Here is a 26,698-nt window from a genome sequence, read left to right on the forward strand (position 1 = left end):
GGCCGGATCTCCGGCCGGAGGCTGTTGCATAAGCAGGACGACTCAGCAGTCGGCGGAGAACTCCCCACCCTTGATCCCGGCGACGAACGCCAACCACGCCTCAGCCGGAAATACCAGCGCCGGGCCCTCGGGATCCTTGGAGTCGCGAACCGGCGTCACCCCGGGCACACCGTCAGCCACCTCGACACACTCGTTGTCAGGCCCGCTGTACGTGCTCTTCCTCCACATGGCAGCCGACAGGTCCACGGCCACAGCATCAGACGTCGAGCTCATATGGCGTTCTCCTTGATCGAGTTGATCAGTTCCAGGGATTCCACTGGGGACAGCGCTTTCGTACGGACGTCGTCCCACAGGTCCACATACACCTCGACCTCAGGTGCTCGCTCCAGCCACATCGAGCCGGATGGATTGTCCACCAGGACCACGTCCAGCGCACTGGCCGACGGGAATCCGAGGATCACATATGGCCCGGCCATGCTCGCGTGCGCACCGACGCGAAACGGAACGACCTGCACCGTCACGTTGGGCATCGCCGCCGCAGTGGCAAGCTGCGCAAGTTGGTCACGCATGACGGAAGGGCCACCGACCTGCTGGCGAAGGGCGCCCTCGGCCAATACAGCCCAAACGGAGAGCGGCTCGTCCTCGGTCAGGCGATTCTGACGGGTGAGGCGCACCGAGACGAACTGCTCGATCTCCTCCGGCTGCTTCCATCGCCGACTGGCAACCGACAAGGCTCGCGCATAGTCGCGGGTTTGGAGCAGCGCCGGGATGGTCTGGCTCTGGAACGTACGCACCGATGAGGCGACCGCCTCAAGCGCGATGAAGTCCCGGTAAGTGTCGGCGAGAACATCGCCGTACTCGTTCCACCAACCGCTCCTGCGCCGCTTGTTCGCCGTACGCGCCAGTTCGGTCAGTCGTTCCGTCGTCGCCGCGTCACCGGTGCCGTAGAGGCGGAGCATCGCGGCGAGATCCGGCGCGCGAACAGGGGATCGACCGTTCTCGATCCGAGAGATCTTGCCCTTGGTGCAGTCCAGCTCGGCCGCCACGTCGGCGGTCGTCAGACCGGCCCGTTCCCGCATGGTGCGCAGCTCATCGCCCAGCTGACGTCCGAGCACCGTCGATGGGGCGTTGGGCGCCTTCTCCCCCTCCATACGACCTCCCTTGAGTAGCAGTCAGTCTGCTACCCGGCCGTCGGCCCGAGCAACAAAGATCATCGGTCATCGTTTCTTCGCGCAACGTTGCACACGATCATGAAACCGGTGCATGCTACTCAACGTAGTCAGTCGCACGACACACCGTGATCCTGACGGCTCGCCACCGGGCATTCCCGTGCCTCCTTCCGGCCGTCACCGGGGCTGTCAACCACCCCGGATCACGTCGAACTCATTCGCACTCCGAAGGGGACATCGCCATGCCCGCAGCCCTGAAGATCCCGCCCGCCGCCAACGAGTACTCGTGCTGGCTGTCGCGTCATCCGAAGTCGGGGAGCACTGCCCGCCGGCTGCTCCGGGAGTTCCTCGCCCTCCACGCCTCCGGCGAGCGCTACCTCGACGCCGCCGAGTCCGTCCTCGCCGAGCTGGTCAACGACGCCGTGCAGCACTCGCGTACGGCGCCTGGCCGCCTCCTCCTGATCCGGTTCGAGCACAAGCCCGACCACCTGCGCCTCGAGGTGCACGACGCCGGCCGCGCCCGCCCCGCCCTTCGGACCACCTCCTCGGACGACGAGAACGGCCGCGGACTCCGGCTGGTGGAGAAGCTGTCGATCGCTTGGGGCTGGTGCCCGCGCGAGGGCGGAATCGGCAAGGTCGTGTGGGCCACGGTCGCGCCCGAGAACCGGAACCCCCGGTGAGCACAACCGACAGGCGGCCCTGCGGCCAGGGAATCGGCAGCTGCCCGCTCCGAGATCACCCGACGCTCTATGGGAACAGAGCCGAACCCGTGGTGGTCGAGATCGAGGGCATCTGCGCCCCCGCCACCTTCCCCCGGCTCACGGAGGCCATGGCCGCCCTCTGGCGCTCCCTCCAGCTCCTCCCGCTGGGCGAGGCACAGGCCGCCACCATGCGGTACGCCCTCACCCGCCCCGGCGCCGCCGACCTCGTTGCCGAGTCGATCAGACGTGACGGCCGGCTCGACCTCTCCTTCCGGATGAACGGCCGGCTGCACGCCGCGCGCATCCGCCCCGCTTACCCTCCGCCCGCCCAGGAATAGCCCGTCCAGGACGGCGTCACGGCGAGGAAGTGCAGTTGCCCCACAGGCAACCAAGCCACCTCGCCGCCCGGCGCCACCAGCCCCCGTCACCCAGACCGGCCTGGTAGCACGGCGTGGCGCCGCCGACATAGCATGGCTGATCGTCGCCGGCGCAACCGCCGAGGACCTTCCGCCGCTCTCCACCGCCCCGTGCGGCTGCGAACGGCCGGCAGAGCCCCACGCCGGCGACGCACCGCAGGACGACGACGATGACGACGGAACGGACGAAAGCAGACCATGGCCTCGACACCGGCCCAGCCGCCCCTTCTCCGCGATGTCATCGACATCAAGCCGTCCATCTCCACCTCCGACTTCGTCCTGAAGCTCGCCGAGGCGGTCACCGACGAGGGCGCAGCCCGCGCGCTCAAGGACTACGTCCTCACCGACCGCCTCCTCGAGAACTTCGACGAGGCCCTCGGCCTGATCAAGGCCGCCCTCGACGGACACACCTCCAAGGCCGCCTACCTCCACGGCTCCTTCGGTTCCGGTAAGTCGCACTTCATGGCCGTCCTGCACGCCCTCCTCCGCGGCAACCAGGCGGCCCTGTCCCGCACCGAGTTCGACCCGACCCTGGCCAGGCACGAGTGGCTGAGCGCCGAGCGCAAGAAGTTCCTGCTCGTGCCGTACCACATGCTCGGTGCGAAGTCCCTGGAGCAGCGCGTCCTCGGCGGCTACGTCTCCCATGTCAAGGCGCTGCACCCGGACGCGCCGACCCCGCAGGTCTACCGCACGGACGCGCTCTTCGAGGACGTCCAGCGTCTGCGGGCCAAGGTCGGCGACGAGCAGTTCATCGCAGGACTCGCCGGCGACAACGGCGCGGACGTCGACGAGGACGACGACTGGGGCGAGGGCTTCGCCTGGACGCCGGCCCTGCTCGACGCTGCACTCGCCGCCGAACAGCAGGACGCCTCCGAGACCAACCTGAACATCGTCAGCCCGACCACCCCGGCCGAACTGCGCGCCAAGCTCGTCCACGACGCCATCGCCGGCTGGTTCCCCGGGTTCGCCCAGAACGCGAAGGAGGACGAGTTCGGCTTCATCTCCCTCGACGCCGGCCTCTCCGTCATCGCCGCCCACGCGAAGTCGCTCGGCTACGACGGTCTGATCCTCTTCATGGACGAGCTGATCCTCTGGCTCGCCAACCGCATCCACGACCAGAAGTTCGTCTCCCGCGAAGCCGACAAGATCACCAACTTCGTGGAGGGCGCCGACTCCCGCCGGGCCATCCCGGTGGTGTCGTTCATCGCCCGCCAGCGCGACCTGCGCGAGCTGGTCGGCGAGGAGGTGTCCGGCGCGGGCGAGACCGCGATCCAGGACAGCCTCAACCTGGCCTCCGGTCGGTTCGACAAGATCACCCTCGAGGACCGCAACCTCCCGCAGATCGCCCACGCCCGCCTGCTCACCCCCAAGGACGACGAGGCCCGCGAAAAGCTGGACGCGGCGTTCAACAAGGCCAAGCGCACCGGCGGTCACCAGGTCTGGGACGTCCTGCTCGGCTCCGAGGAAGGCACCACCGGCGCGGACGAGGATTCGTTCCGCCTCACGTACCCTTTCTCCCCTGCCTTCATGGACACCCTCGTCCACATCTCCTCTGCTCTCCAGCGGTCCCGCACCGGTCTGAAGCTGATGGGCCAGCTGCTCGCCGACCACCGGAACGACGCCCGGCTCGAGCAGCTGATCCCGCTCGGCGACCTCTACCCCGTGATCGCCGACGGCGGCGACAAGCCGTTCGTCGACAGCCTGAAGGCCGAGTTCCAGGCCGCCGACAAGCTCTACCGCACCAAGCTGCGTCCCTACCTGCTCGGCGAGAGTGAGATCACCGAGGAAGACATCGAGCGGTTCCGAACCCAACCGGACACCGTCACCGATGCCCAGCTGCGCCAGCGCTGCATCAACTTCATCGGCAACAACCGGCTGATGTGCACCTTGCTGCTGTCCGCTCTGGCACCAAGTGTTCCCGCTCTCCGCGATCTGACGATTCGCCGTCTCGGCGCACTGAACCACGGTTCGGTCGTCTCACCGATCCCGGGCGCCGAGATCGGCGTCATCAGGAAGAAGGTGTCTGACTGGGCTGCTCGGTTCGCCGAGATCAAGGAGACCGGTACCCAGGTCAACCCGGGTGTCCGGCTCGAGCTCGCCGGCGTGGACGTGGACTCCGTCATCGCCAACGCCAATGTCAACGACAACCCGGGCAACCGGCGCGCACTGGCCCGCCGACTCCTCGCCGAGGAGCTCGGGGTCGAGACGCACGACGGCCGCCTCGACGCCGACGAGATGACGTTTGTCTGGCGCGGCTCCAACCGCTCGCTGGAGGTCGTCTTCGGCAATGTCGCCGACCGGGACAGCATGCCCGACCATGAGTTCAGCCCCAGCTACGAGAACAACTGGCGCTTCGTCATCGACCTGCCGTTCGACGAGAGCGAGTACGGGCCGGTCGACGACGCCAACCGGATCCGCGAGCTGCGTGTGCAGTCCGGCGAGAACCGTCCGCGGACGGTCGCCTGGCTCCCCACCCACCTGTCGACCGCGCGCTTCCAGGACTTCCGCCGCCTGGTCACCATCGACTACGCACTCAGCGACCAGCGTCGCTTCGACACCCAGTACGCCGGGCACCTGAACGCCGACAACCGGGCCCGCGCCAAGGCTCTGCTGGAGGGCCAGCGCGAGTCGCTGACCAAGACCGTCAAGGCCGCTCTCAAGCAGGCGTACGGGCTGTCCGAGAAGAAGAGTTCCGACGTCGAGCTCGGTTTCGACGACCACTTCGAGCCGCTGCCGGATGTCCCCGACCTGCGCCCGTCGATCGGCCAATCCCTGCACGACGCCGCCCGGCACGTGGCCGGCAAGCTGCTCGCCCACCAGTACCCGGCCCACCCCGTCTTCGACCGGGACGCCCCCGGCACCGTCGTCAAGCCCGCCGACGCCAAGACGGTCTTCGCCCACATCCGGGCTGCCGGCGAGGCCAGCGACCGACGCGTCGAAATCCCGGCCAAGGACCGCCAGGTGATGAAGCGGATCGCCGGTGAGCTGGGCCTCGGGCAGCAGAAGGAGGCGTACTTCGAGCTCTCCACCCGCTGGCCCGACCACTTCCGCCGCGAGGCCCGCACCGAGGGCGTCACCGGCGACCTGACCGTCGTCCGCCTCACCGACTGGCTGGACCGGCCCGAGCCGATGGGCCTGGACCCGTTCCTGGCCAACCTCGTCATCGCCTCGTTCGCCGAACTCGACGACCGGGTCTGGGTGCGTGGCGGCGGTTTGCTCGACCCCGCTCCCGAACCGACCGCGATCAAGTCGGGCGACGCTCTGCGCACCCAGCCGCTGCCCGACGAGGCGGCCTGGGAGGAGGCCGGCCACCGCTACCAGCACATCTTCGGCACCAAGCCGCCGACCCTGCGGCGCAGCCGGATCGCCAGCCGCTTCGCCACCGAGATCGTGGCCGCCGCCCGCCGGTACCAGCCGCACGCCACGAGCCTCGTCGAGCAGCTCGACAGGCGGGCCGAGCTGCTCGGCCTGGACGACACGGACGGCACCGGCCGGCTCGCCGTGGCCCGGCGCTCGCTCGACCTGCTCGACGTGATCATCGCCGCTGACAAGGGCCCGGCGGCCGGTTCCGGTTCAGCCAAGCAGGTCATCGGTGCCTTCGCCGCCTTCGATCTGGGTGCGGTGTCGGCCGATCGTTACGGCCGGTCGATCAAGCAGGCCGAGGCGGTCGCCTCGGCGCTGGCCGGAGCCGCCTGGGACATGCTCAAGCTCGCGCCCAACTACGGCCCGGCCGGCCAGGCCGTCCTGGAGGAACTGCGCGGAATCGCTCGGGAGGTCATGACCGACCTGCCGCAGGCTCTCAAGGACGCCCGGCGCGCCATCGTCGAGGTCATCGACCGCAGCCAGGCTGCCGTCACGCGCCCGGCGCCCGGCGCTCCGGCGGCCCCGCCGAAGCCCGCCCCGGGAGCCGATGACACCGACCTCGACACCCGCACCAGCGACCCCCGCGTGCCGACCGAGCCTGCCGAGCCCGCCGCTCGCCGCCCCCTTCGCCGCTCCGGGGGGAGCCGGACCACCGCGGCCCGCGCCATCGCCGAGCTTCGCGCCGATCTCGAGGAGCTGGCGAGCAGGGAGCCGAACGCCACGGTCGAGATCAGCTGGAAGGTGGTGGAATGAGCACCCCGATCGGCACCAGCGCGGTCCGTCTGAACCCCGGTACCGTCACCCAGTACCTGGCCTCACAACGAGGGCTGGCCGGCCGGCGCAAGGCGGTCCTGCTACGTGCCGCCCCCGTATGGGACGGCGCCGCCGAACTCGGTTGGGGCGAGCAGCAGCGGGCCAAGGTCGCAGCCGCGCCCTCCCCGCTCGCTGCGTACGAGCTGGTCCTGGCCCACCTTGCCAACGACGCGGCGGGGCCCGAGATCCTGGTCATCCTGACGGACCGGGAGGAGTCGGAGCTGGGCCCCGACCTGCTGGCCCGGGTGCACCGGCAGCGGGTCAACGCCGTCGACACCTGGGACGTGGTCCGGCAGGCCTTCGGCGCGGCCAGCGCCGACAACCGGCTCCTCAAGGACAACTGGGCCGCCGAGTCGCTCCTCGACGCCACCCCGCCGGCCGGCTGGCCGCAGCTGGCCGGCGGGGTGCTGGCCCGGCCCGGTGCCCTCGCCTCGCTCGCACTGCGGCGACTGGGCATCGGCCGCTTCGATCCGGACCGGACGGAGCAGACCACGTCGGGGACCGGCCTCGACGTTCCCGCTCTCCTGCGCTGGTCGCTGACGCCCGGCGGTCCGGACCGCTTCCTCGCCTTGCGCGCGCCCGAGCGGGCCGGGCTGGCGTCGTTCCTGGCCGAGGAGGACCAGGCCGGTCTCACCGGCAAGGCACTGTTGGCTCTGGTCGCCGCAGAACACGGCCCGGACGCGGTGGCGTTCGGTCTGGTCTGCGCTGCCCTGTGGGTGCACGCGGACGCGTCGTCGGCAACGGCCGAGGACTACCGGGCACGGGGACGCGCCGAGCGATGGTTCGGCGAGGAGCCGCCGGCCCACGGGGAGGCGCTGGACGCGCTGGCGAGCGCCTTCGGGCGCAGCTGTGAGGAGTTCGTCTCCGTCCTCCTGCTGATCGGCCGATCGGGGTCCGACGACGAGGCGACCGATGCCCGGAAGCTGACCGGCGCCGTTCTGAATCGGGCGGAGTCGCTGGTCGACCAGTTCGGCGCGCGCGCGGCGGCCGAGGCCAGCCCGGTCCTGCGCGCCGGCCTCGAGGCCAGGTTCGCCGCTGCCGGCAGGGCTCTGGACTCCGGGAAGCTGCCGGACATCGCACAGGCGGTGCTGGCCGTGAGCGAGCACCGCCTCGCTCCGGGCCGGACCTCCCGGGCCAGGGTCGAACGAGCCCGGATGGCGCAGCGACTCGCCCAGTGGCTGGCCACCGGTCCGGCGACGAACATCGCGCACGTGGCGGACGGCATCAACGACCACGCCAACCAGACCGGCTGGGTCGACCTCGCGCTGGAGCACATCCAGGCCGGGGGCGATACGGACGAGGCCCTGAGGTCCGCCTACGACCGGCTCTGCGCCGCTGTCCGCGCCAAGCGGCAGGAGATCGACCGCAACTTCGCGCAGGCCCTGGCCACCTGGACGACGGCGGGAACCGAGCCGAAGACCATGCTCACGGTGGAGACCTTCCTGCAGCGGGTCGTCGCCCCCGTGGTCAAGGCGGGCGAGCGCCGCGTGCTGCTCGTGGTCGTCGACGGGATGAGCGCCGCCATAGCGTCCGAACTCGGTACGGAACTGCGCGAGCAGTGGGCCGAGTACGATCCGACGCCCCGGGCCACCGGGAGTGCGGCCTCCTCCGATGTGCCGCGCCCTCCGGAGCGCCGAGCCGTCGCCGCCGCCCTGCCGACCGTGACCGCCGTCTCCCGGACCTCCCTCTTCGCAGCACGTCTGATGACGGGCACGCAGGCGGATGAGAGCCGGATCCTCCCCACCCATCGGTTCTGGGGCAGCGAGAAGGTGGCGGTGTTCCACAAGGACGACCTGCGCAGCGAGACCGGTGGTTCGGTCTTCGGCCCCGAGCTCTCCGAAGCGCTGGCCGGCGACACCCACGTCGCGGTCGTGCTGAACACCGTCGACGACCGGCTCGCCAAGGAGCAGAAGCACGGCGACGGGTCCTGGCGGCTGTCCCAGATAGGGGGTCTGCAGGACCTCCTACGGGTCGCCGCCACCCAGGGCCGTGCGGTCATCATCACCAGTGACCACGGACACGTCGTCGACCGCAGCGGTGCGAAGGTGGATCGGGACGCCCCGCTCTCGGCCCGGCACCGTGCCCCCGGCGGGGTGCTCGGTGACACCGAGATCACCCTTGCCGGGCCGCGTGTGGTCTCCCCGCAGACCGGCAATGCGATCGTGGCGCTGTGGGACTCCGACTCCCGGTACACGGCCCTCAAGGCGGGGTACCACGGAGGGGCCTCCCTGGCGGAGGTCGCCATCCCGGTGCTCGCCCTCCTGCCGTTCGGGGCCACCCCTCCCAAGGGCTGGCGCGAGCTCGGCAACCCCGAGCCCTCCTGGTGGTCACTCACTCCCGGCGTGATCTCGCCCGATCCGGTCCCTGTGGTCGTCCCGAAGAAGCCGGCCAAGGCGAGCCGACCGTCCAAGGCGGCCGCACCCGGCCAAGAGGCCCTCGTCGAGGTCGCGATCACGCCTGCGACGGAGGGCGCCGACGCGCTGCTGATGCCCACGCTGGTGACCCCTCAGGACGCCCTGGTGGGCAGTCTGCTGAGCTCGCAGACCTTCCGGGACCAGGTGGAGCTCCTGGCCCGCAAGCCGGACCTGGCCAAGGTCGAGAAGGCGCTCCGGGCGCTGCTCGACGCGGGCGGCACACTGCCCGTGACCGCTCTTGCCCAGCGGATCGGGGAGCTCGCCGTCCGTGCCGACGGATTCGCCGCCGTCCTGCGACAGCTGCTCAACTACGACAGCATCCAGGTCCTGGAGACGCTCCCCGACGGCCGCACGTTGCGGCTCGACACGGACCTTCTCCGGATCCAGTTCGACCTGAGTTGATCCGCTGCCGGGGCCGCCTGGGCCCCGGCATCCGGACAGCTGTGATCACGCCCGTTCGGTGATGGGAGACTTTCCGCGTGAGTGCCGACGGAACCTCCCGATCCACGACCGTCAGTGCGGCCCGCCGCCGCGACGTCATCGACGCACTGCGCCGCGGCGCCGTGCCCGAGAACGGGCTCGACCTGCTCGCCACGGGGCTAAGCCGGTTCGAATCGGCCCTCGACGCGGAGCTGGACGCCGTGGTCTCCGGAGCGTCGGTGTTCAAGGCCGTCCGTGGTGAGTACGGGTCGGGCAAGACGTTCTTCACCCGGTGGCTCGGTGAACGCGCCAAGCGTCGTAACTTCGCCGTCGCCGAGATCCAGATCTCCGAGACGGAGACGCCGCTCCACAAGCTGGAGACGGTCTACCGACGGCTGACCGAACGGCTGGGCACGTCGAGCTTCCCCCCCAGCGCGCTGCGGCCCGTGGTGGATGCCTGGTTCTACGCGCTGGAGGAGGACGCCCTCGCGGCCGGCTGCTCCGAGGAACAGCTCCCCGCCGAGGTGGAGCGTCTACTGGCCGCCCGGCTCAGCGAAGTGTCCCGGCACGCGCCGTCGTTCGCCGCGGCCCTGCGCGGCTACCGGACGGCGCTCACCTCCGGCGACGAGACCACGGCCGCGGCGGTGCTCGCCTGGCTCGGCGGGCAGCCGAACGTGGCCGCCGCCGCACGCCGGTCCGCCGGAGTGCGCGGCGACCTCGACCACTTCGGTGCCCTCGGATTCCTCCAGGGCCTGCTGACCGTCCTGCGGGACTCCGGCCACGCGGGGCTGTTCCTCGTCCTCGACGAGGTCGAGACCCTCCAGCGCGTCCGATCCGACGCCCGCGACAAGGCCCTGAACGCCCTTCGCCAGCTGATCGACGAGGTCCACTCAGGCCGCTTCCCCGGCCTCTACCTGGTCATCACCGGTACGCCCGCCTTCTACGACGGCCAGCAGGGCGTCCAGCGGCTCGCCCCGCTCGCCCAGCGACTCGCCACCGACTTCACCACCGACCCGCGGTTCGACAACCCGCGCGCCGTCCAGCTCCGCCTTCCCGGGTTCACCCGCGACTCCCTCATCGGACTCGGGGAGACGATCCGCGACCTCTACGCCCAGGGCGCCGACTCCTCCGGCCGGATCAAGTCGCTCGCGGACAACGCCTACATCGCCGACCTTGCCGACGCCGTCGGGGGCGCGCTGGGCGGCAAGGTGGGCGTTGCTCCGAGGCTCTTCCTCAAGAAGCTGGTCGGGGACGTGCTCGACCGGATCGACCAGTTCGACGAGTTCGACCCCCGGCAGCACTACCGGTTGACCGTCTCCGACCAGGAACTCACCGCCACGGAGCGGAACCTCGCCGCCGGCTCGGCGGACGACATCGAGCTGGACCTCTGATGGCCGCCCCCGAGAGCACCTTCGAGGGCGACGCCGGCGCTACCGACCCGCTCGACCGGCTGGACCCGGTGGTCCTGCACCACATCGTCAACACTCTGGGTTGGCCCGATCTGCGTCCCCTCCAGCGTGCCTCGATCGGCCCCTTGATGGACGGCGAGGACGCCATCCTGCTGGCGCCGACGGCCGGGGGCAAGACCGAAGCCGCCTGCTTCCCGATGCTTTCCGCGATGGCCGAGAATCGCTGGACCGGCGTCTCGGTGCTCTACCTGTGCCCGCTCAAGGCCCTGCTCAACAACCTCGTCACGCGCGTCGACTCCTACGCCCAGTGGATCGGACGACGAGCCGCCCTGTGGCACGGCGACACCACCGAGTCGCAGCGGCGGCGAATCCGGACCGACCCCCCGGACATCCTCCTGACGACCCCGGAGTCACTCGAGGCGATGCTCATCGGGATCAAGACGGATCACTCCCAGCTGCTCTCCGACATCCGCGCGGTCGTGGTGGACGAGGTGCACGCCTTCGCGGGGGACGACCGCGGCTGGCACCTCCTCGCCGTTCTGGAGAGGCTGCAGCGGGTGAGCGGCCGCCCCATCCAGCGCATCGGGCTCTCCGCGACGGTGGGCAATCCGCAGCAGCTGCTGGCCTGGTTGCAGGGCTCGAACACGGGCGCCCGCGCTGGTCGGGTCGTCGCGCCCGACGTCACCACGGTCGCCCCGGGCACGCGGCCTGCCGGCGAGGTGGAACTCGACTACGTCGGCTCGCTGGACAACGCAGCGAAGCTGATCGCCTCCCTCCACCGCGGTGAGAAGCGGCTGGTCTTCTGCGACTCCCGTCGGCAGGTGGAACAGCTCGGGGCCGCGCTCCGAGCACGCCACGTCACGACCTTCCTTTCGCACGCCTCGCTGTCCGCCGAGGAACGGGCCCGCTCCGAGCAAGCCTTCGCCGAGGCTCGCGACTGCGTCATCGTCTCCACCTCCACACTCGAGCTCGGCATCGACGTCGGCGACCTCGACCGCGTGATCCAGATCGACGCGCCCCGGACTGTTGCCTCCTTCCTCCAACGCATCGGCCGTACCGGCCGACGAGCCGGCAGCGTCCGCAACTGCCTGTTCCTGGCGACGGAGAACGAGACCCTGCTTCAGGCCGCCGGCCTGCTGCTGTTGTGGGGACGCGGTTGGGTCGAGGCCGTCACCCCACCACCCGAGCCCCGGCACCTGGTCGCTCAGCAGATCCTCGCCGTGACACTGCAGGAGCACTCCCTCGGGGATCACCTCTGGAGCCTGGAGTGGAACGGGCTCGCGCCCTTCGATCGCTCGGGCGAGCCGATCGTGCGCCACCTGGTGGGAGAGGGCTTTCTCAATGACGACAACGGCCTGCTCTTCATCGGCCCGGAGGCCGAGCAGCGCTTCGGCCGCCGCCACTTCATAGAACTGACCGCGTCATTCACTGCGCCTCCCCAATTCACCGTCCTGTCGGGGCGCACGGAGATCGGGCAGACCGACCCCTCGGTTCTCACCGAGGAACGTCCCGGCCCTCGCAGGCTCCTGCTGGGCGGGCGCAGCTGGCAGGTCACCTTCATCGACTGGTCCAGGCGTCGGGCTTTCGTAGAGCCGGCCGACGGCGGGGGTATCGCGAAGTGGTCCGGCAACGGCATCGCCGGGCTCTCGTACGAGCTCACCCGGTCCATGCGCGACGTGCTGCTCGGCACCGACCCGCCGGTCTCGCTGACCCGGCGAGCACAGGCTCGCCTTCAGGAGCTCCGCGAGGAAGAGGGCCCCGACAGTGTCCACCCCGCTGGGACGATCATCACGCGATTCAGGGACGACGTTCGCTGGTGGACTTGGGCCGGCTTTCGTGCCAACTCGACCTTGACCGCCACCCTGGCCTCCATCGCGGACCAGGTGCAGCGTCCGACGGACCGGTATGTGCGGCTTCGCGAGGATCTGACGACTGAGATGTGGCAGAGAGCCCGGACGAGCGCCGGCAATGGCCTGATGTTCCCGGATGTCGACCGGCGTGCGGTCAAGGGGCTCAAGTTCTCCGCAGCGCTTCCCGAGCGACTTGCCATGGCGACGGTCGCCGCGCGGTTGGCGGACTTTCCAGGCGCGTCCGCGGCGCTCGCCGAACCGGTAAGGCTGCATGTCATGCAGAGCTGACGAATCTCACCACCGACCTTGTCGATGGCGGCCTCACGACCGCCTCAATATTATTATCCTCTCCTCCTACTATTCTCTCCAGCATGAGCCTCGGGGATCTGACGCGTTCGGGAGTACAGGCGGCGATCCGGGAGCACGAACTCCTGGGACAAGCCATGTTCAACAGTCGATACGGCTTCGAACCGTCCTCGACTTACAAGGTGGCGCTCGGCAACAAGGTCTACGATGCGACCGCCGTCGCCGCAGTCGGGCACCTCTATTCCACCGGGACCCTGCCGGCGGCCGCGACCTTCCACGATGAGGAGCCCCCGGAAGTCAGCCGCCTGCGCGGGCTGGGATTCATCATCCAACAGCGCGGCTCTGCCGAGGCGCCACAGCTGATCCTTCAGCCTCGGGGTGACAAGGACGGCGGCCCGGCGCACTTTGCCAAGTCGGTGCGGCGGGGTGTTCAGGTATCGGACCTTAGGCGCACGGTAGGAGCAGAGTCCGACGTATTGACCAGCCTGTATCCCGGAGGCGTCGCCCGGCTGTGGGGCTCGACCCCGACCACCGAGCCGAACAACGAGAAAGTCCGGGCACTGCGCGACCGCCGTGTCGGGGATGACGTCTTCTTCTACACCGGCTACAGGTTCTTCGCCCGCGCCAGAGTGATCGGGCTCTTCACCAGTTCGGCGATCGCCCGGGCAGTCTGGGGCGTCGGGAAGGACGGCACCACCTGGGAGCACATCATGGCTCTGGATGATTTCGAGGAGTTTCCCCAGCCCATCCTTGCCGCGGAGGCTCTGAAAGCTCTCCAGGTGCCACTTCCGCTTCGCATGCTCACGCTGCGATCGGCGGCCGACTACGCAAGCGCCGGCAGGCTGCTCCACCCCATCCGCGCCACCCCCCTGACAGCGACGGAGCTGCTGACCCGACTCACCGCCCTCAGAATCCACCAGAACTCGGCGAACGGGGCGGCGAGCCGCCATCAGCCACTCGCACTGCTCTGGGCGATCGCCCGCATAGCGGCGGGCGAACCGCGTCTGACACCGTGGTCGCTCTTCAAGTCCGAGGTCGGAACTCTCCTGTCCGACTTCGGACTGCCAGAGTCCAAGGTGACTCCCGAGTACCCCTTTTGGCATCTTCAGGGAAGCGGCCTGTGGGAGATTCACGGAGCGTCCGAGTACCCCGGACCGATGCCCCGGATCAGTGACTTCACCACCTCTCAGCCGGTGGCGGGCATCCCACACGAAACAGCCGAACTCCTGCGCGACCCGGTCGTTCGGCTCGAAGCCCTGGTTCGGCTGCGCAACCGCTACCTCCGGGACGTCGACCAGCGCGCACTGTTCGACAGGCTTGGACTCTCCGGCTACACCACCGCTGACGCTCTCGTCGATGCCACCGGGACCGTCCGCGCGAAGAGGGCCGCCGGCGTCGAGCGCGCGACCGGCGCCACCATGCGACGGGAATCCACCTCATCCCGAATCGTACGAGACGCCGCGATCGCACTCCTGGTGAAGGAGATCCACGACTACAAATGCCAGGTGTGCCGCACCCGACTGCAGTACAAGTTCAAGCCTTACAGCGAGGCCGCCCACATCCGTGGGCTGGGGTCGCCACATGACGGGCCGGACGAACTGCACAACCTGCTGTGTCTCTGCCCCAACCACCATGTCCTCTTCGACGGCCTGGAGATCTACGTCGACGCGGAGTACGTGGTACGGCAGACCCGCGGCGGCGAACCCCTCGGCAACCTCCACCGGCACGACGACCACCCCATCGACGAGGAGTACCTCGGCTACCACCGGAGCCTGTGCGAGCTCAACGCCTGAGCTGGATTCGTACGGAGACGGTCAACCCGGCTGGGGCAGCGACGGCCGACCGTGCCACCATCCGAGCCGGGGCGGTTCGCCCCCGGCGCGGTGGGTCAGGCCGGGTGGGGCTCGGTGGTGAGGGTGGTGGTGAAGACGGGGGTGCCGGACTGGGTGGCTCGGATGTGGGTGCGGGGGTGGCCGTCGGGGGTGGGGGGTGCGGGGGTGGTGGTCAGGAGGCAGGGTTGGTCGAACTCGACGTAGCGCAGGAAGGTGCTGTCGAAGGCGACCGGGACGGCGGGGTGGGGCAGCGTGGCCCGGGTCGCCTGGACGGCGGCCTCCAGGAGGACCATGCCGGGGACGTGGTCGTGCGGGTGGTCGAAGAGGACGCGGTGGCCGGTGTCCGTACGGAGCTGCCAGTGATCCGGCGCGCCCGCCGGTGAGATGACGACGTCCCGCTCGTGCAGGCGGCCGACCACGGCGGTGGGGGCCGGCGGGAGGAGCGGGAGCGCCCGCGCGAACGCCTGGGCCGCGTCGGCGTAGCGGCCGCGCAGGCGGTCGTAGAGGGCGGGCGGGTGGCTGGTGTAGTGGAGTTCGGCGGTGCCGAGGTGGCGCCCCCCGCGCCGGGCCTCGACCTGGGAGACCAGGTGGGCGGAGCCGAGCCGCCGCCTGGTCACCGAGGTGTGGGTGATCAGCAGGTCGACCTCGGGCGGCCCGGAAGTGGTGAGCAGCTCAGCCGAGTTGACGGACGTTCGGATACGCTCCATGCCGAAGCGGTGTCCGAGCGGGACGCCGTGGACGGCGTGGCTCAGCACGGTGAGCGCCTGGCGGGCGCTCTCGGTGAACAGCAGGGGGCTGTAGCGGCCGCCCTCGGTGTAGAAGGGGTGGTCGTGCGGCCAGTGGACGGTGACCCACTGGGTGGCGCCGGAGACGTCGCCCCAGTCGGTGACGAGCGCTTCGCCCGCCACGGACTTGCCGACCAGGGCCGGCATCTCCGGCGGGACCGTCGGCCGGGTGCGTGTGGCCGCCGTGTGCTGAACGATCGTTGGACGCGACTCCATGATGAGCCGTCTCCCCCCGGAGTCAGTGTGGCGGGGGACGGGAGCGGTGCAATCGTCCCCCCAGCCTATAAAATGAAGAATACTCTTCTTTATCAAGCAACATGAGGTGCAGTCGTATGGTGGGACGCCCAGTGAAACAGGAGCGGGCCGAGCGGACGCGGGCCGCCCTGATCCAGGCCGCCGCGAAGCTCTTCGGGGAGCAGGGCTTCTCCGGAACCAGCGTCGTGAAGATCGCCGACGAGGCCGGCCTGACCCTGGGCGCGGTGTACTTCCACTTCCGCAACAAGAGCGAGCTGGCCCGGGAGATCGTCTTCCGCCAGCCCGAGTGGGTGGTGACCCCCCGCCCCTCGGAGGGGCTGCAGCGCGTCGTCGACGTGTCCCTCACCTGGGCCTGCCAGCTGCTCGACAACCCCATCCTCCAGGCCGGGGCCCGACTGGTCTGGGAGCAGGAGCAGTTCAACTCCCCGGACGAGAACTCCCACCGCCAGTGGGCCGAGATCATCATGGACGACCTCCTGGTCGCCCAGCGCCGGCGGGAACTGCGGGCCGGCACCGATGTCCAGGCGCTCTCCCGCCTGGTGGTCTACGCGTGTACGGGGGCCCAGATGCACTCGTTCATCGAGACCCGGCGCGCCGATCTCCCGGAGCGCGTCGTGGAGTTCTGGCAGCTGCTGCTGCCGGCCGTCGCAACTCCCGCCACCGCGAAGCGCATCGAGCTCTCGGAGTGCCGCGGCCGGCCCGAGTAGCGCCGACGGCCGGGGACCGCCCCGTGCCCCTCCGCTCCCCGGACGGTCGACCGTCCCGACTGGTGCCGCCCCCCGCGAGCCCGGGACAATGATCGACATCCGAGTTCGACGACACCGAGACCGGCTCGCGGGCCGGTCGGCGCCGCGGGCAGGGGGGCGAAGCACATGGAGCACCGTCAGGGGCTGTTGCAGGGCAGGACCGTCATGATCACCGGGGCGTCCAGCGGGATAGGCGCGGCCGCCGCCCGGCTGTTCGCCGCCGAGGGCGCGGCCGTGGTGCTGACGGCCCGGCGCAAGGAACTGCTCGACCGGCTCGCCGAGGAGATCCGCTCCGCGGGCGGCCGGGCCGAGGTGGCCCCGGGGGACGTCACGGCGACGGCCGACGTCGAACGGGTCGTCGCCACCGCCGTGGCGGCCTTCGGCGGCCTGGACGGCGCCTTCAACAACGCCGGCTGGGGGGCGATCGGCTCACAGCTGCACGAGACGGACGACGCGGTCTACGACCGGATCATGGACGTCAACGTACGCGGCGTGTGGAACTGCCTCAAGCACCAGGTGCCGGTGATGCTCGGCCAGGAGTCGGGCGGCTCGATCGTCAACACCGCCAGCATCGCGAGCCTGTTCGCCACCGGAGCGGTCTCCCCCTACGTCGCGGCCAAGCACGCCGTGCTCGGCCTGAGCCGGGCCGCGGCGGCCGAGTACGGGGCGCGCGGGATCCGGGTCAACGCGCTGGTCGTCGGGACCACCCGCACCGAGCTGATCGAGGACGCCATGCGCCAGGTCCCGCAGTTGGAGCAGGTCGCGGTGGGCAGATCCATCCAGCCCCGGCTCGCCGAACCCGTCGAGGTGGCGCGCGCGGCGGCCTGGCTGCTGAGCGACCAGGCCTCGTTCGTCACCGGTGGTGCCGTCCCCGTCGACGGCGGCTGCAGCGCCGTCTGACGGGGCCGGCGGAGCCGGGGGTCGGGCCCGGCGGGGTGACTCTCGCCGGTGGGCTCAAGTCAGGCACCGCTCGCCGCAGCTGAGGAGGTCCCAGATGCGGCTGATGTGCTCCACGGACTGCCCGTCCAGGGGTTCCTTCCGGCAGGCCCGCTGCCGGATGCAGGACTCCGCGCCGGTGACCAGGTACCCGGCCAGGGTGGCGAGGGTGCTCCGGTCCCCGTACGGGCCCAACTCGGCTTCGTGCGTCGCCTGCAGGCGCTCGTGGATCACCGGTGCCCAGGTCGTCGACCAGTCCGGCTCCCCGGGTTGCTCCCGGGCGAGCCGGGCCGCGGCGCGCACCACGGCCTCCCGCTCCAGCAGATCGGCCAGCGCCAGGGTCAGCGAGATGACCGACTGGACCGGGGGTTCGCTCCGCGCCGTCACCTGGCCCACGACGGCCTGGGTCACGGCGTGGCCCTGCGTCCTGACCACCGCGGCCATCTCCTCCTTGCTCTGGAAGTGGAACGTCAGGGCTCCGGTGGTGATTCCGGCCGACCTGGCGATCCGCGCCAGGGACGCCCCCGCGTATCCGTCGCGGTCGAACTCGCCAGCGGCCGCGCTGACCAGGTTCTGTCGCGTCCGGGCCGCCCTCTCTTGCATCATCATGCTCCTGTCAGATGTGGCGTTCATACACCCGCACCATAGGCGTAAAAAAAGAATGCCACTATTTTTGTAGCGGGGCCGCCTCCCCGTGGTGCATCCTGTGTAGAACTGGTGTACAGGGGGGACTTTATGACTCTGGCGACAACCTCTCGAACCGAACTACCAGGTCAGCCCCGGGCCGTGGTGTCGATCCCGTACCGACGGACCGAGAAGGCCTCCGAGCCGCAGGCGATCCGGGTGCTCGTGGTCGCCGGCGACCACGACGCCGCCGAAGGAAGGGCTCATGACCTCCGACGACAGGGGTACTGCACGAGACTTGCCGGAACCGGCGCGGAAGTGCTGAGAACACATGAGCACTCGGACATGATCCTGCTCGACCTCGATCTTCCCGACATCGACGGCCTGGAAGTCTGCCGTTCGATACGAGCGAGTGGAGACAAGCCCATTATCACTCTCACCGGCCGCGACACCGAACTGGACCGGGTGCTCGCCCTGCAGGCCGGCGCGGACGACTGCGTCGTCCGCTCGTGCGGCCCCAGGGAGATGACGGCCCGTATCGAAGCCGTGCTCCGCCGGGCCCGCCCCAGACCGGCCCCGGTCCGGATATTATCCATCGGCCCGCTCCACGTCGACGAAAGGACCCGTGAAGTCCGCCTGCACGGCGAGCGGGTGAGCCTCACCGCCAAGGAGTTCGAGCTGCTGCACATCCTGGCCTCGAACCAGGGCCACGTCATGTCACGCAAGGATCTGATGGCCCGGGTCTGGGACACCGACTGGGTGGACTCCAGCCGGACCATCGACACGCATGTGCGCAACCTTCGCGCGAAGCTCGGCGCCAGCACCTGGGTCATCACCGTCCGCGGGATCGGCTACCGCATCGGCCACGGCTGACGGCCGGCCACGGGCCCGCCCCGGAAGGACCGCACCGACAGGACGGCACCCGCCCGGAGCGCCCCGCGCGGACGGCGTCCCGGCGCGCACGACACCCTCATCGAACGGCCCCGCGCAGCGCGGGAACGAACCGACCTCGCACGGACAGCAGCCCACGGGCCCACCCCCGAGGCGCGCGGCCGGCCGGCCGACTGATCGTCATCTACCGTTTCCCCGGCGGTTGACAGGCCGACGACCGGCGCGCGGAGCCCCGGCGAAGAGCGAACCCGGGCGCACCGACCGAGCGGTTCGGCAGATGGCAGTGGCTCCCGCCCGAGGGCGGGAGCCACTGCCATCTGCCGGGAGAATCAGACCGCTTCCGCACGCTTCGCGGGGAAGGCGTGCGTACGGGCGGCGAACACGAGGGCGATCAGCGGGATCACCAGCACCAGCACGGTCCACGGGAACGAGCCCGGGCCGGCCGCCGAGAGCAGCACCCCGCCGGCCACGCCGCCACCGGCCATGAACGAGTTCCAGACCGTGACCAGCAGGGCCTGGCCGCGGCTGCCGCCCGTGTTGGTGACGGCGGTCTGCAGCAGGGTGGCCAGGCCTCCCCAGCCGAGGCCCCACAGCACCATCGCCCCGTAGACGGCCACCGGGCTGCCCGGCGTCAGCGCGAGGAAGACCGCCGCCACGGTGAACAGGACGCAGCTGGCGATGGTCAGTTCGCGCAGGTAGCGGTCGATCAGCGTGCCGGTGATCCAGATGCTCAGCATCGAGGCGAGGCCGAAGACCAGGAGGACGGTGTCGCGGTTGTCCCCCAGTTTGTTCTCGTCGAGGAACGAGGCGATGTACGTGTAGAAGGTGTTGTGGGCGAGCACGTACGCGGCCACCACGACCAGGATGATCGACACCCCGGGCAGGCGCAGGGCCTGGAGGATCGGCTCACGGTGCTCGGCCTTCTGCCCCGGGTGGTCGGGCACGGACGCGATGATCCAGAGCAGCAGCAGCACGGTGACGGCGGTGATCAGACCGAAGGTCAGGCGCCAGCCGAAGACCTTGCCGAGGAAGGTGCCCGCCGGGATGCCCAGCGACAGGGCGAGCGGGATGCCGATCATGGTGATCGCGATGGCCCGGCCGACCAGGTGCGGCGGCGCCAGCCGGCGGGCGTACACCACGAGTTCACCCCAGACGGCGGCCGCGGCCACACCGGCGACGAGACGGAACCCCATGGTCAGGACGTAGCTCGACGAGATGGCGGTGACCGTGTTGGCGAGGATGAAGGCCACCACCGCCACCAGGACCAGCTGCTTGCGGCGCCAGCCGGCCGTGGCGGCGGCGAGCGGGATGGCCGAGACGCCGGTGGCGATCGCGTAGATCGTCAGCGCCTGCCCCGCCGCGGACTCGCTGACCGAGAGGTCGCGCGCCATCTCGGGCAGCACGCCGGCGGGCAGCGCCTCGGTCAGCACCATCACGAAGGCGGCCGTGGCCAGGGCCAGCAGGGGGGACATCGGGAGCTTCCGGCTCTCCTCCGCGGAGGGTGTGTCCGGAGGGGAGCTTGCCGACAGCCCGGTCTGGGAGGTTGCCATGCTTGATACCTCGAACTCTCATACGAATGCGGATTCAGGACGCTGCTGCGGTACGGGGTGAGCCGACTGCGGGCGGAGAGCGGTTCGTCGCGTGCCGGTTCGTCGCACGCCAAAGCCCCCCGGCCCCCACGCAGCGCGCTGCCAGCCGCAACAACCGCCGACCGCCCGGTCATCCCGTTTCCCGCAGAGATGATGGACTTATTTATGTTCCGGCGGAAGTAGCGGGTGCGGCGAGCCCGGTGGACGGCACTCGGCGTGGCGTTGAACGGAGTTGACGGACCATCAAACGTGCAGCTCACGGGCCCGGAACGACTCTCCGGACAGTCGGCCGCGGGGGTGGCCGCGGGGCTTCCGATGCGGCGGCGAGACCGTCTCACATGGGGGACGCTCCGCAGGAACCCGCCTGCCCGGCGGGGCGGACAGCCCCACCGGGCAGGCGGATCGGGCCAGAAGGGCGGGAACCGGCCAACGACGGCGAGCCCCGAACGACTAGGCCGGGTAGTTGGACTGAGTGAACGTCACCTCGTTGTCCAGCACCACGCCGTGGCTCTTGAAGTCGATGGTGATGCGGTCGCCGTGGGCGATCCGGAAACCGTCGTGGAAGCTCGCCTTGTCGGCGCCGAGCAGGACGTAGTTGACCAGGCCCGGGCGGCGCAGCGCCGGGTACTCGAACAGGTTGTCCACCATGTCCTGGATCTTGAAGTACAGGGCGTCCTCGCCGCAGTCGAACGGGCCCTCCCAGGCAGGGACGCCGTCCCGCTCGATGACGACCCGGCCGGTCACCGAGGCCGGCGGCTCCCCGAGGAACAGCCACGGGGTGATCGAGGTGTCGCACAGCTTGCAGTAGGGGTTCCAGCCCGGGTTCTGGATGTGCAGGCCGATGTCGCACAGGTCGTTGCCGAAGGTGTAGCCGACGTACCGCGGGTTGCCCGCGTCGTCGTTGACGTAGACGAGGGCCAGCTCCGGCTCCTCGATCAGCGCCACCGACTTCTCCGGGACGACCAGGGTCTGGCCGGGCAGCCGCAGCCAGGAACCGAAGCCCTTGAAGAACCAGTTCGGCGCGACGAACTCCTCGTCCTCGCCCGGCTCGCCCTCGAACTTCGACTTGTGGGTCCGCATGAAGCCGCTCAACAGGGCGTTCCCGCTGGCCTCGGGCAGCAGCGGCGGCAAGTACTTCACCTGCTCCTCGCCGCCCTCGACGGTGATCGGGGTGACCTCGGCCTTGATCGCGGCGACGACGTCCTCGGCGGTCTCGGCGGCGATGAACTCGGCCTGCAGCCGGCCGTCGTTCACCCGGTACAGCGTCAGAGCCTGCCCGGGTACGGGCTTCTCGAAGCCCACGTACCGCTCACCCTGGTATTCGCATTCGAAAAGTACGGACATCTCGGTGGTCCTCCTAGGCTCGTTGGTGCGGTCGGCCCGGCAGGGGCCGGGTGGTGGACGGGGCGGTGAGGTCCGTCAGGACCTCGTCGACCCGGTCGATGGCGGCCCGGATCCACGGCAGCCCGAGCGGGTCGGCGGCTTCCAGGGCGGCGTGCTGCCGCTCCGCCGTCTCGCCGTAGAACCGGCTGGTGGCCGCGCGAAGCCGCAGCGGCTCGGCGGCCTCCCCGAAGGCCTCGGCGCCCAGCACGCCGACGCCGTAGCGGTCGGTGAGCAGCCGGGCCAGCTCCGTCCCGGTGCGCACCCCGTGGACGGAGCGGAGCCGCTCGCGCAGCGGCTCGAAGTCCGGGTACAGGTAGCAGGTGGCGCGGACCGGCGCCAGCAGCGCTCCGGCGGCGGTGAACCGCTCGGCCGTCGCCGCGGCGACGATCCCGTGCAGCCGGCGCGAGGCCGCCACGTGCGCCACGATCTCCGGCGGCTCGCCGAAGGCGTACGCGGCCGCCACCTGGACGGGGGCGGGCGGGCTGGACCAGATCTGGCTGGCGATGGCGGTCAGCCGGGCGTGGAGCCGGCGCCCGGCGGCGCCCTCGGGCAGCAGGGCGACGCCCGTCCGCCAGCCGCCCACCGCCAGGTTCTTGGTCAGCCCGGTGGTGACCACGGTGCGCTCGGGTGCGAACGCGGCCGGGGAGACCGCCGGCGTGGCCTGGTCGAAGACCAGGTCGCAGTAGATCTCGTCGGAGATGATGACGATGTCCAGCTCCCGGGCCGCCTCGCCCAGCCGCCGGACGGTGTCGGGCGTGGCGACGGCGCCGGTGGGGTTGTCCGGCAGGGTGACGACGACGGAGCGCGGGTCGTGCCCGGCGGCGCGGGCCGCCAGGACCGTCTCGCGCAGCAGGTCCGGGTCCGGTACGCCGCCCTCCCCCGCCGGAACGGGGACCTTGAGGACGCGGGCGCCGACGAGCTCGGCCTGGGCGGCGTAGCTGACCCAGCTGGGCCGGGGGATCACCACGTCGCCGCCGACCGCCATGATCAGGGCGAACAGCAGGGCCTTGCTGCCCGGCCCGGCGACGACCAGCTCCGGGTCGGCGGCCAGACCGCGCCGCTGCCAGTAGCCGGCCGCCGCCGACCGCAGCTCCGGGCTGCCGGCCACCGGGCCGTAGGTGGACCGGTCGGCGGCGGCCGCCAGCCGGGCCCTCAGCTCGGGGTGGACCGGCAGGCCGATCTCGCCGCTGGCCATGATCAGGACCTGTTCGCCGGCGGCGCGTCTGCGGGCGAGGGCCTCGTCGGCGGCCAACGTCGCCGACAGGGTCACCTTCGCGGGCTCGGGCATGGGTGTGCTCCAGGGATCGGAGGGGGCTGATGGTCGGCGGGGCGGGACCGGGGCGATCCGGCGTGGGTCACTGCCCGCCGTAGCGGCGGCGCAGCTCGGCCTTGCGGACCTTGCCGGTGAGCGTCTTCGGCAGGGCGTCGACGACCACCACGCGCTCCGGGAAGAAGCGCGGGTCCTGGCCGGCCTCGCGCAGCACGGCGTGGATCTCCTCCAGCCCCGGCTGCGCGCCGGCGGTGACGACCACCGCGAGGATCGGGTCGTCGCTGCGCCCGGTGGTCCCGACCAGCGCGGTCTCGGTCACCTCGGGGTGCCGGGAGATGATCGCTTCGAGTTCCGTCATCGGGACGACGGTGTCGTCGCGGATCAGGGCGTCCTTGGCCCGGCCGAGGATGCGGATGCCGCCGCGGCCGTCGTCGCGCGCGTAGTCCCCGGTGTCGAACCAGCCCTCGGCGTTGAACTCGGCGGCGAACACGTCCTCGCGCTTGTAGTACCCGAGGGCCTGCGCCGCGCCGCGCACCCGCAGTCGGCCGACCGGGGCGCGCTTGCCCGGGTCGTCGCGGTCGTCGACGCGCAGCTCCATGGAGTCGATCGGCCCGCCGTTGCTGCTGGCCGCCCAGTCCGGGTTGTAGTCGAGCCGGGTGATGGTGACCGGCCCGAACTCGGACATCCCCCACACCGAGTAGGTCCGGGCCCCGAGGGTCTCGCGCACCTCGTCCACCAGCTCCTGGAGCACCGGCGCGGAGCCGGTGACGGCGTGGCGCAGGGTGGAGACGTCGCGCGGGTCCTCCCGCTGGGACCTGGCGATGTCGGCCAGGGTGGACGGCGGACCGTAGACCAGCGTGGCGCCGTAGCGCTCGACCAGGTCGAGCAGGGCGGAGTTGCGCCGGACGTCCTGGAAGGCGACGGTGGCGCCGAGCATGACGCCGGTCAGGATGCCCTGGCCGAAGCCGGAGTAGTGGACGAGCGGGGTGGTGACGGCCGCGACCAGGCTGTCGTCGAGCAGGAAGGTGTCGGCGTAGCCCCGGACGGCCGCGTAGATGGTGTTCTGGCTGTGCAGCACGCCCTTGGACACCCCGGTGGTGCCCGAGGTGAAGAGCACCACGAACGGCTCGTCGGGCGTGAGTTCGCGCCCGTCCAGCTCGCCCGCGCGCTGCTCCTCCCACGGGACGCCGACGAAGTGCTCGTCGAAGGAGAGCGTCCCGGCGTCCCGGCCGCCGACCACCACCACGTGCTCCAGCGGAAGTTCGGCCTTCAGCGCGGTGAGGTGGGCGGCCAGCGGGTAGCCGTTCCACTCCGGGACGGTGATGCAGACCCGGGCGCCGGTGAGCTCCAGGCGGTGCCGCAGCTCCTCCTCCTGGCAGACCGGGTCGATCGGGCAGATGACCGCGCCGACCCGGATGCAGGCGAACAGCAGCGGCACCGTCTCCCACCGGTTGGGGAGCTGGACGGCGACGAAATCGCCGCGCTCGACGCCGAGTTCCACCAGCGCCAGGGCGAAGCGGTCGGTCAGCACGGCCAGTTCGGAGTAGTCCAGGGTGTCCGTGCGCGCCTCGCCGATCCGGCGGGCCGCGACGGCGAGCTTGCGCGGCCGCAGCCGGGCCTGGCGGCGCAGGTCGTCGAGGAAGGTCTCCTCGCGCCACCAGCCGCGCCGCAGGTACTCGGCCGCGCTGCCCCGGGGCGGGGCCTGGTCCGGGCCGACGGACGGGCCGGCGGTCATCCGCGCTCCTTGCGGCGGGCGGCGAGCAGCTCGGGCAGCGGGTCGCCGGCGCGGGCGGCGGCGATCTCCAGCAGGTCGCGGGTGTTCTGCCGCACCCGGTCGCCGACCCAGTCGAAGACCCAGGCCTTGCGGGCCTCCGCCTCCAGGTGGAACGGCACGACCCGGGTGACGGCGAGGGCCGCCGAGCCGGCGCCCCCGATGTTGGCTATCACGCCGGGGACGACGGTGGCGCCCGCGGCCAGCACCTTGGCCTTGCCCTCGGCGCTGGAGGCGAGGTTGCCGCCCTCCACCACCAGGCGCGAGCGCAGCCGGTGCGCGTTGTCGGCGTTGATCGCGTGCTTCTGCGCCGCCAGGATCAGCAGGTCGGCGTCGACGTCGAGCCAGGCGTCCGGCTCGCCGGACTGGGTGACGCCCTGCGGCAGGCGGGAGCGGTCGATCCGGCCGAACTCGTCGGTGATGGCGACCAGGTCGGCCACCGGCAGCCGGTCCGCGCTGATGGTGCCCTGGACGTCGGCGACGCCCACCACGGTGTGGCCGCGGTCCTCCAGGAACCGGGCGACGGCACGGCCCACCGCACCGAAGCCCTGCACCACGACCCGGGCCGACCCGGTGCGGCCGCTGGCCTCCAGCGCGGTGACCGCGGCCACCCCCACACCGTGCCCGGTGCAGTCGATCAGCGGCTCGTAGTAGGTGCGCCAGTCGATCGGCATGTCCGGGGCACCCAGCCGGAAGCGCGGGTCGTAACCGGCCTCCGCGAAGAACACCGCCCGGTCCGCGGGGGTGACGCCCATGTCGATGCCGAGGTGGATGCCGCCGTGCAGCAGCGGCTTCACCGTCCGGCCGAAGGTCCGGAAGGTCTCCTCGCGGTCGGTGCCGTCGGAGACGATGCCGGCCTTGGCGCCGCCGATGCGCAGCCCGGCGAGGGTGAACTTGTCGGTCATGTCGCGAGCCAGGCCCGCCACTTCCTCCTCGGTGACCCCGGTGGTCATCCGGGTGCCGCCCATGGCCAGGCCGTCGACGAGGGAGTCGACGACCACCCAGCCCTTGATCGCACCACCGCTGCCGTTGAGGTGAACGGCGAATGCCGGCGCCTGGGTCTCTTCCACAGTCATGTGCGCATTCCTTCGGTACCTAGATGGGTTCATGGTGTGACGGCCCGTCAGCCAGGCGCGCCGGCCGTCGCGGACGGCTCGGCCGTACGCGCCTGCTGACGGATCGTCACTGGTAGAGCTGTGCGAAGCCTCGCAGAATCTCCAGACCGTCGGCGCGGAACTCCAGATGTGCCTGGGCCCCGTGGATCCGCCCGTCCTCGGAGCGGATGAACTCCACCGGGGCGTGCTCCGAGCGGCCGATCGAGCGGAAGCCCTCGGGCGCCTCCTGGAGGTAGAGGGTGTGCCGGTGGAACACCGTCACGGTCGGCTTCACATGGGTGAAGAGCGGCTCCTCCTTGTCGACCTGCACCTCGTAGCCGCCCACCCGCTGCGGCCCCTCGGCGAGCCGGCCGCCGGCCGCGACGGCGATGATCTGCATGCCGCCGCAGATCCCGAAGACCGGGACGTCGGCATGGGTCACGAGGTCGATCAGCGGCCGGTAGAAGTCGCTGTCATAGGCCCGCACCTTGGTACCGCTCAGCACGATCGCCTGGTAGCGGCCACCGAGGTCGGCGGGCACCTCCTCGGCTCGGACGACGTCCGTCTCCGAACCCAGCTCCTCGAAGCGGCCGCGGAGCTGCTTCAGCGACAGCGTTCCGTTGTTGACGACTAGCACACGGGATTTCGCCACGTACCCTGC

At 70.7% G+C, this 26,698-nt stretch carries 20 protein-coding genes; 10 read left to right on the top strand and 10 right to left on the bottom strand.

Translation table 11 applies throughout. The annotated features are described in order from the left end of the window. Positions 1-42: 42 nt before the first annotated feature. Complete coding sequence (locus ACIF6L_RS11790; RefSeq protein ID WP_396488145.1) at positions 43-273, bottom strand: DUF397 domain-containing protein; 231 nt, start codon at positions 271-273, stop codon at positions 43-45. Beyond that, positions 270-1,151 (bottom strand): helix-turn-helix domain-containing protein, encoded by an 882-nt coding sequence (locus ACIF6L_RS11795; protein WP_396488147.1) that lies wholly within the window; start codon positions 1,149-1,151, stop codon positions 270-272. The genes ACIF6L_RS11790 and ACIF6L_RS11795 overlap by 4 nt, the downstream gene beginning before the upstream one ends. A 260-nt stretch (positions 1,152-1,411) precedes the next feature. On the opposite strand from ACIF6L_RS11795, the gene ACIF6L_RS11800 reads away from it, so the two are divergent. The 7 genes from ACIF6L_RS11800 (at position 1,412) to ACIF6L_RS11830 (ending at position 14,654) form a co-directional block, all read left to right on the top strand. Next, entirely contained in the window at positions 1,412-1,849 is a 438-nt protein-coding gene (locus ACIF6L_RS11800) for an ATP-binding protein (RefSeq protein ID WP_396488149.1), read from the top strand. A gap of 89 nt (positions 1,850-1,938) precedes the next feature. Next, positions 1,939-2,208: a hypothetical protein gene (locus tag ACIF6L_RS11805; RefSeq protein ID WP_396488151.1), complete on the top strand. Its 270-nt coding sequence runs from the start codon at positions 1,939-1,941 to the stop codon at positions 2,206-2,208. Positions 2,209-2,484: 276 nt separating this feature from the next. Next, positions 2,485-6,402, top strand: coding sequence for a phage resistance protein (locus ACIF6L_RS11810; RefSeq protein ID WP_396488153.1), 3,918 nt, complete (start codon positions 2,485-2,487; stop codon positions 6,400-6,402). Further along, positions 6,399-9,278, top strand: coding sequence for a BREX-2 system phosphatase PglZ (gene pglZ / locus ACIF6L_RS11815; protein WP_396488155.1), 2,880 nt, complete (start codon positions 6,399-6,401; stop codon positions 9,276-9,278). Before ACIF6L_RS11810 ends, pglZ begins: the two co-directional genes overlap by 4 nt. A 77-nt stretch (positions 9,279-9,355) precedes the next feature. Further along, positions 9,356-10,687: a BREX system ATP-binding protein BrxD gene (gene brxD / locus ACIF6L_RS11820; RefSeq protein WP_396488157.1), complete on the top strand. Its 1,332-nt coding sequence runs from the start codon at positions 9,356-9,358 to the stop codon at positions 10,685-10,687. Continuing rightward, entirely contained in the window at positions 10,687-12,843 is a 2,157-nt protein-coding gene (locus ACIF6L_RS11825; protein WP_396488159.1) for a DEAD/DEAH box helicase, read from the top strand. Before brxD ends, ACIF6L_RS11825 begins: the two co-directional genes overlap by 1 nt. 83 nt (positions 12,844-12,926) lie before the next feature. Further along, positions 12,927-14,654 carry an HNH endonuclease gene (locus tag ACIF6L_RS11830; protein ID WP_396488161.1) on the top strand — a complete coding sequence of 576 codons (1,728 nt, stop codon included), beginning with the start codon at positions 12,927-12,929 and terminating at the stop codon, positions 14,652-14,654. Positions 14,655-14,749: 95 nt separating this feature from the next. Here the strand turns inward: ACIF6L_RS11830 and ACIF6L_RS11835 are convergent, their stop codons facing one another. Continuing rightward, positions 14,750-15,694 (bottom strand): ScbA/BarX family gamma-butyrolactone biosynthesis protein, encoded by a 945-nt coding sequence (locus ACIF6L_RS11835; protein ID WP_396488163.1) that lies wholly within the window; start codon positions 15,692-15,694, stop codon positions 14,750-14,752. A gap of 116 nt (positions 15,695-15,810) precedes the next feature. Here ACIF6L_RS11835 and ACIF6L_RS11840 point away from each other — a divergent pair, with 116 nt between their 5' ends. Beyond that, positions 15,811-16,440 carry a ScbR family autoregulator-binding transcription factor gene (locus ACIF6L_RS11840; RefSeq protein WP_329490296.1) on the top strand — a complete coding sequence of 210 codons (630 nt, stop codon included), beginning with the start codon at positions 15,811-15,813 and terminating at the stop codon, positions 16,438-16,440. A 165-nt stretch (positions 16,441-16,605) separates the two neighbouring features. After that, a complete protein-coding gene (locus tag ACIF6L_RS11845; protein ID WP_329490295.1) occupies positions 16,606-17,379 on the top strand; it encodes a glucose 1-dehydrogenase in 774 nt (257 codons plus the stop codon). A 54-nt stretch (positions 17,380-17,433) separates the two neighbouring features. Here the strand turns inward: ACIF6L_RS11845 and ACIF6L_RS11850 are convergent, their stop codons facing one another. Then, positions 17,434-18,024: a TetR/AcrR family transcriptional regulator gene (locus ACIF6L_RS11850; protein ID WP_329490294.1), complete on the bottom strand. Its 591-nt coding sequence runs from the start codon at positions 18,022-18,024 to the stop codon at positions 17,434-17,436. 177 nt (positions 18,025-18,201) lie between these two features. Between ACIF6L_RS11850 and ACIF6L_RS11855 the strand changes: the two genes are divergently transcribed. After that, entirely contained in the window at positions 18,202-18,912 is a 711-nt protein-coding gene (locus tag ACIF6L_RS11855; RefSeq protein WP_329490293.1) for a response regulator transcription factor, read from the top strand. 347 nt (positions 18,913-19,259) lie between these two features. Here ACIF6L_RS11855 and ACIF6L_RS11860 read toward each other — a convergent pair whose 3' ends face one another. From ACIF6L_RS11860 to ACIF6L_RS11885, 6 genes are all read right to left on the bottom strand, one after another. Further along, positions 19,260-20,480 carry an MFS transporter gene (locus ACIF6L_RS11860; protein ID WP_329490292.1) on the bottom strand — a complete coding sequence of 407 codons (1,221 nt, stop codon included), beginning with the start codon at positions 20,478-20,480 and terminating at the stop codon, positions 19,260-19,262. A 489-nt stretch (positions 20,481-20,969) separates the two neighbouring features. Then, a complete protein-coding gene (locus ACIF6L_RS11865; RefSeq protein WP_396488166.1) occupies positions 20,970-21,863 on the bottom strand; it encodes a fumarylacetoacetate (FAA) hydrolase in 894 nt (297 codons plus the stop codon). Positions 21,864-21,876: 13 nt separating this feature from the next. Beyond that, on the bottom strand, positions 21,877-23,190 hold the full coding sequence (locus ACIF6L_RS11870) for a pyridoxal phosphate-dependent aminotransferase (protein ID WP_396488167.1): 1,314 nt from the start codon (positions 23,188-23,190) through the stop codon (positions 21,877-21,879). 67 nt (positions 23,191-23,257) lie between these two features. Continuing rightward, positions 23,258-24,907: an AMP-binding protein gene (locus ACIF6L_RS11875; protein ID WP_329490289.1), complete on the bottom strand. Its 1,650-nt coding sequence runs from the start codon at positions 24,905-24,907 to the stop codon at positions 23,258-23,260. Beyond that, positions 24,904-26,019: a Glu/Leu/Phe/Val dehydrogenase dimerization domain-containing protein gene (locus ACIF6L_RS11880; protein ID WP_329490288.1), complete on the bottom strand. Its 1,116-nt coding sequence runs from the start codon at positions 26,017-26,019 to the stop codon at positions 24,904-24,906. The genes ACIF6L_RS11875 and ACIF6L_RS11880 overlap by 4 nt, the downstream gene beginning before the upstream one ends. 106 nt (positions 26,020-26,125) lie before the next feature. Then, a complete protein-coding gene (locus ACIF6L_RS11885) occupies positions 26,126-26,689 on the bottom strand; it encodes a gamma-glutamyl-gamma-aminobutyrate hydrolase family protein (RefSeq protein WP_329490287.1) in 564 nt (187 codons plus the stop codon). Positions 26,690-26,698: the final 9 nt, after the last annotated feature.

Source organism: Kitasatospora sp. NPDC086009 (assembly GCF_044540385.1).
In the GTDB taxonomy this organism is placed as follows: Bacteria; Actinomycetota; Actinomycetes; order Streptomycetales; family Streptomycetaceae; genus Kitasatospora.

Excerpts from the sequence above, each read along its gene's own strand:
- ACIF6L_RS11825 (WP_396488159.1), top strand. The coding sequence starts at position 10,687 with ATGGCCGCCCCCGAGAGCACCTTCGAGGGCGACGCCGGCGCTACCGAC.
- ACIF6L_RS11860 (WP_329490292.1), bottom strand. The coding sequence starts at position 20,480 with ATGGCAACCTCCCAGACCGGGCTGTCGGCAAGCTCCCCTCCGGACACA.
- ACIF6L_RS11840 (WP_329490296.1), top strand. The coding sequence starts at position 15,811 with ATGGTGGGACGCCCAGTGAAACAGGAGCGGGCCGAGCGGACGCGGGCC.
- ACIF6L_RS11790 (WP_396488145.1), bottom strand. The coding sequence starts at position 273 with ATGAGCTCGACGTCTGATGCTGTGGCCGTGGACCTGTCGGCTGCCATG.
- ACIF6L_RS11845 (WP_329490295.1), top strand. The coding sequence starts at position 16,606 with ATGGAGCACCGTCAGGGGCTGTTGCAGGGCAGGACCGTCATGATCACC.
- ACIF6L_RS11865 (WP_396488166.1), bottom strand. The coding sequence starts at position 21,863 with ATGTCCGTACTTTTCGAATGCGAATACCAGGGTGAGCGGTACGTGGGC.
- ACIF6L_RS11835 (WP_396488163.1), bottom strand. The coding sequence starts at position 15,694 with ATGGAGTCGCGTCCAACGATCGTTCAGCACACGGCGGCCACACGCACC.
- ACIF6L_RS11830 (WP_396488161.1), top strand. The coding sequence starts at position 12,927 with ATGAGCCTCGGGGATCTGACGCGTTCGGGAGTACAGGCGGCGATCCGG.
- ACIF6L_RS11810 (WP_396488153.1), top strand. The coding sequence starts at position 2,485 with ATGGCCTCGACACCGGCCCAGCCGCCCCTTCTCCGCGATGTCATCGAC.
- ACIF6L_RS11875 (WP_329490289.1), bottom strand. The coding sequence starts at position 24,907 with ATGACCGCCGGCCCGTCCGTCGGCCCGGACCAGGCCCCGCCCCGGGGC.
- ACIF6L_RS11800 (WP_396488149.1), top strand. The coding sequence starts at position 1,412 with ATGCCCGCAGCCCTGAAGATCCCGCCCGCCGCCAACGAGTACTCGTGC.
- pglZ (WP_396488155.1), top strand. The coding sequence starts at position 6,399 with ATGAGCACCCCGATCGGCACCAGCGCGGTCCGTCTGAACCCCGGTACC.
- ACIF6L_RS11850 (WP_329490294.1), bottom strand. The coding sequence starts at position 18,024 with ATGATGATGCAAGAGAGGGCGGCCCGGACGCGACAGAACCTGGTCAGC.
- ACIF6L_RS11880 (WP_329490288.1), bottom strand. The coding sequence starts at position 26,019 with ATGACTGTGGAAGAGACCCAGGCGCCGGCATTCGCCGTTCACCTCAAC.
- ACIF6L_RS11795 (WP_396488147.1), bottom strand. The coding sequence starts at position 1,151 with ATGGAGGGGGAGAAGGCGCCCAACGCCCCATCGACGGTGCTCGGACGT.
- ACIF6L_RS11870 (WP_396488167.1), bottom strand. The coding sequence starts at position 23,190 with ATGCCCGAGCCCGCGAAGGTGACCCTGTCGGCGACGTTGGCCGCCGAC.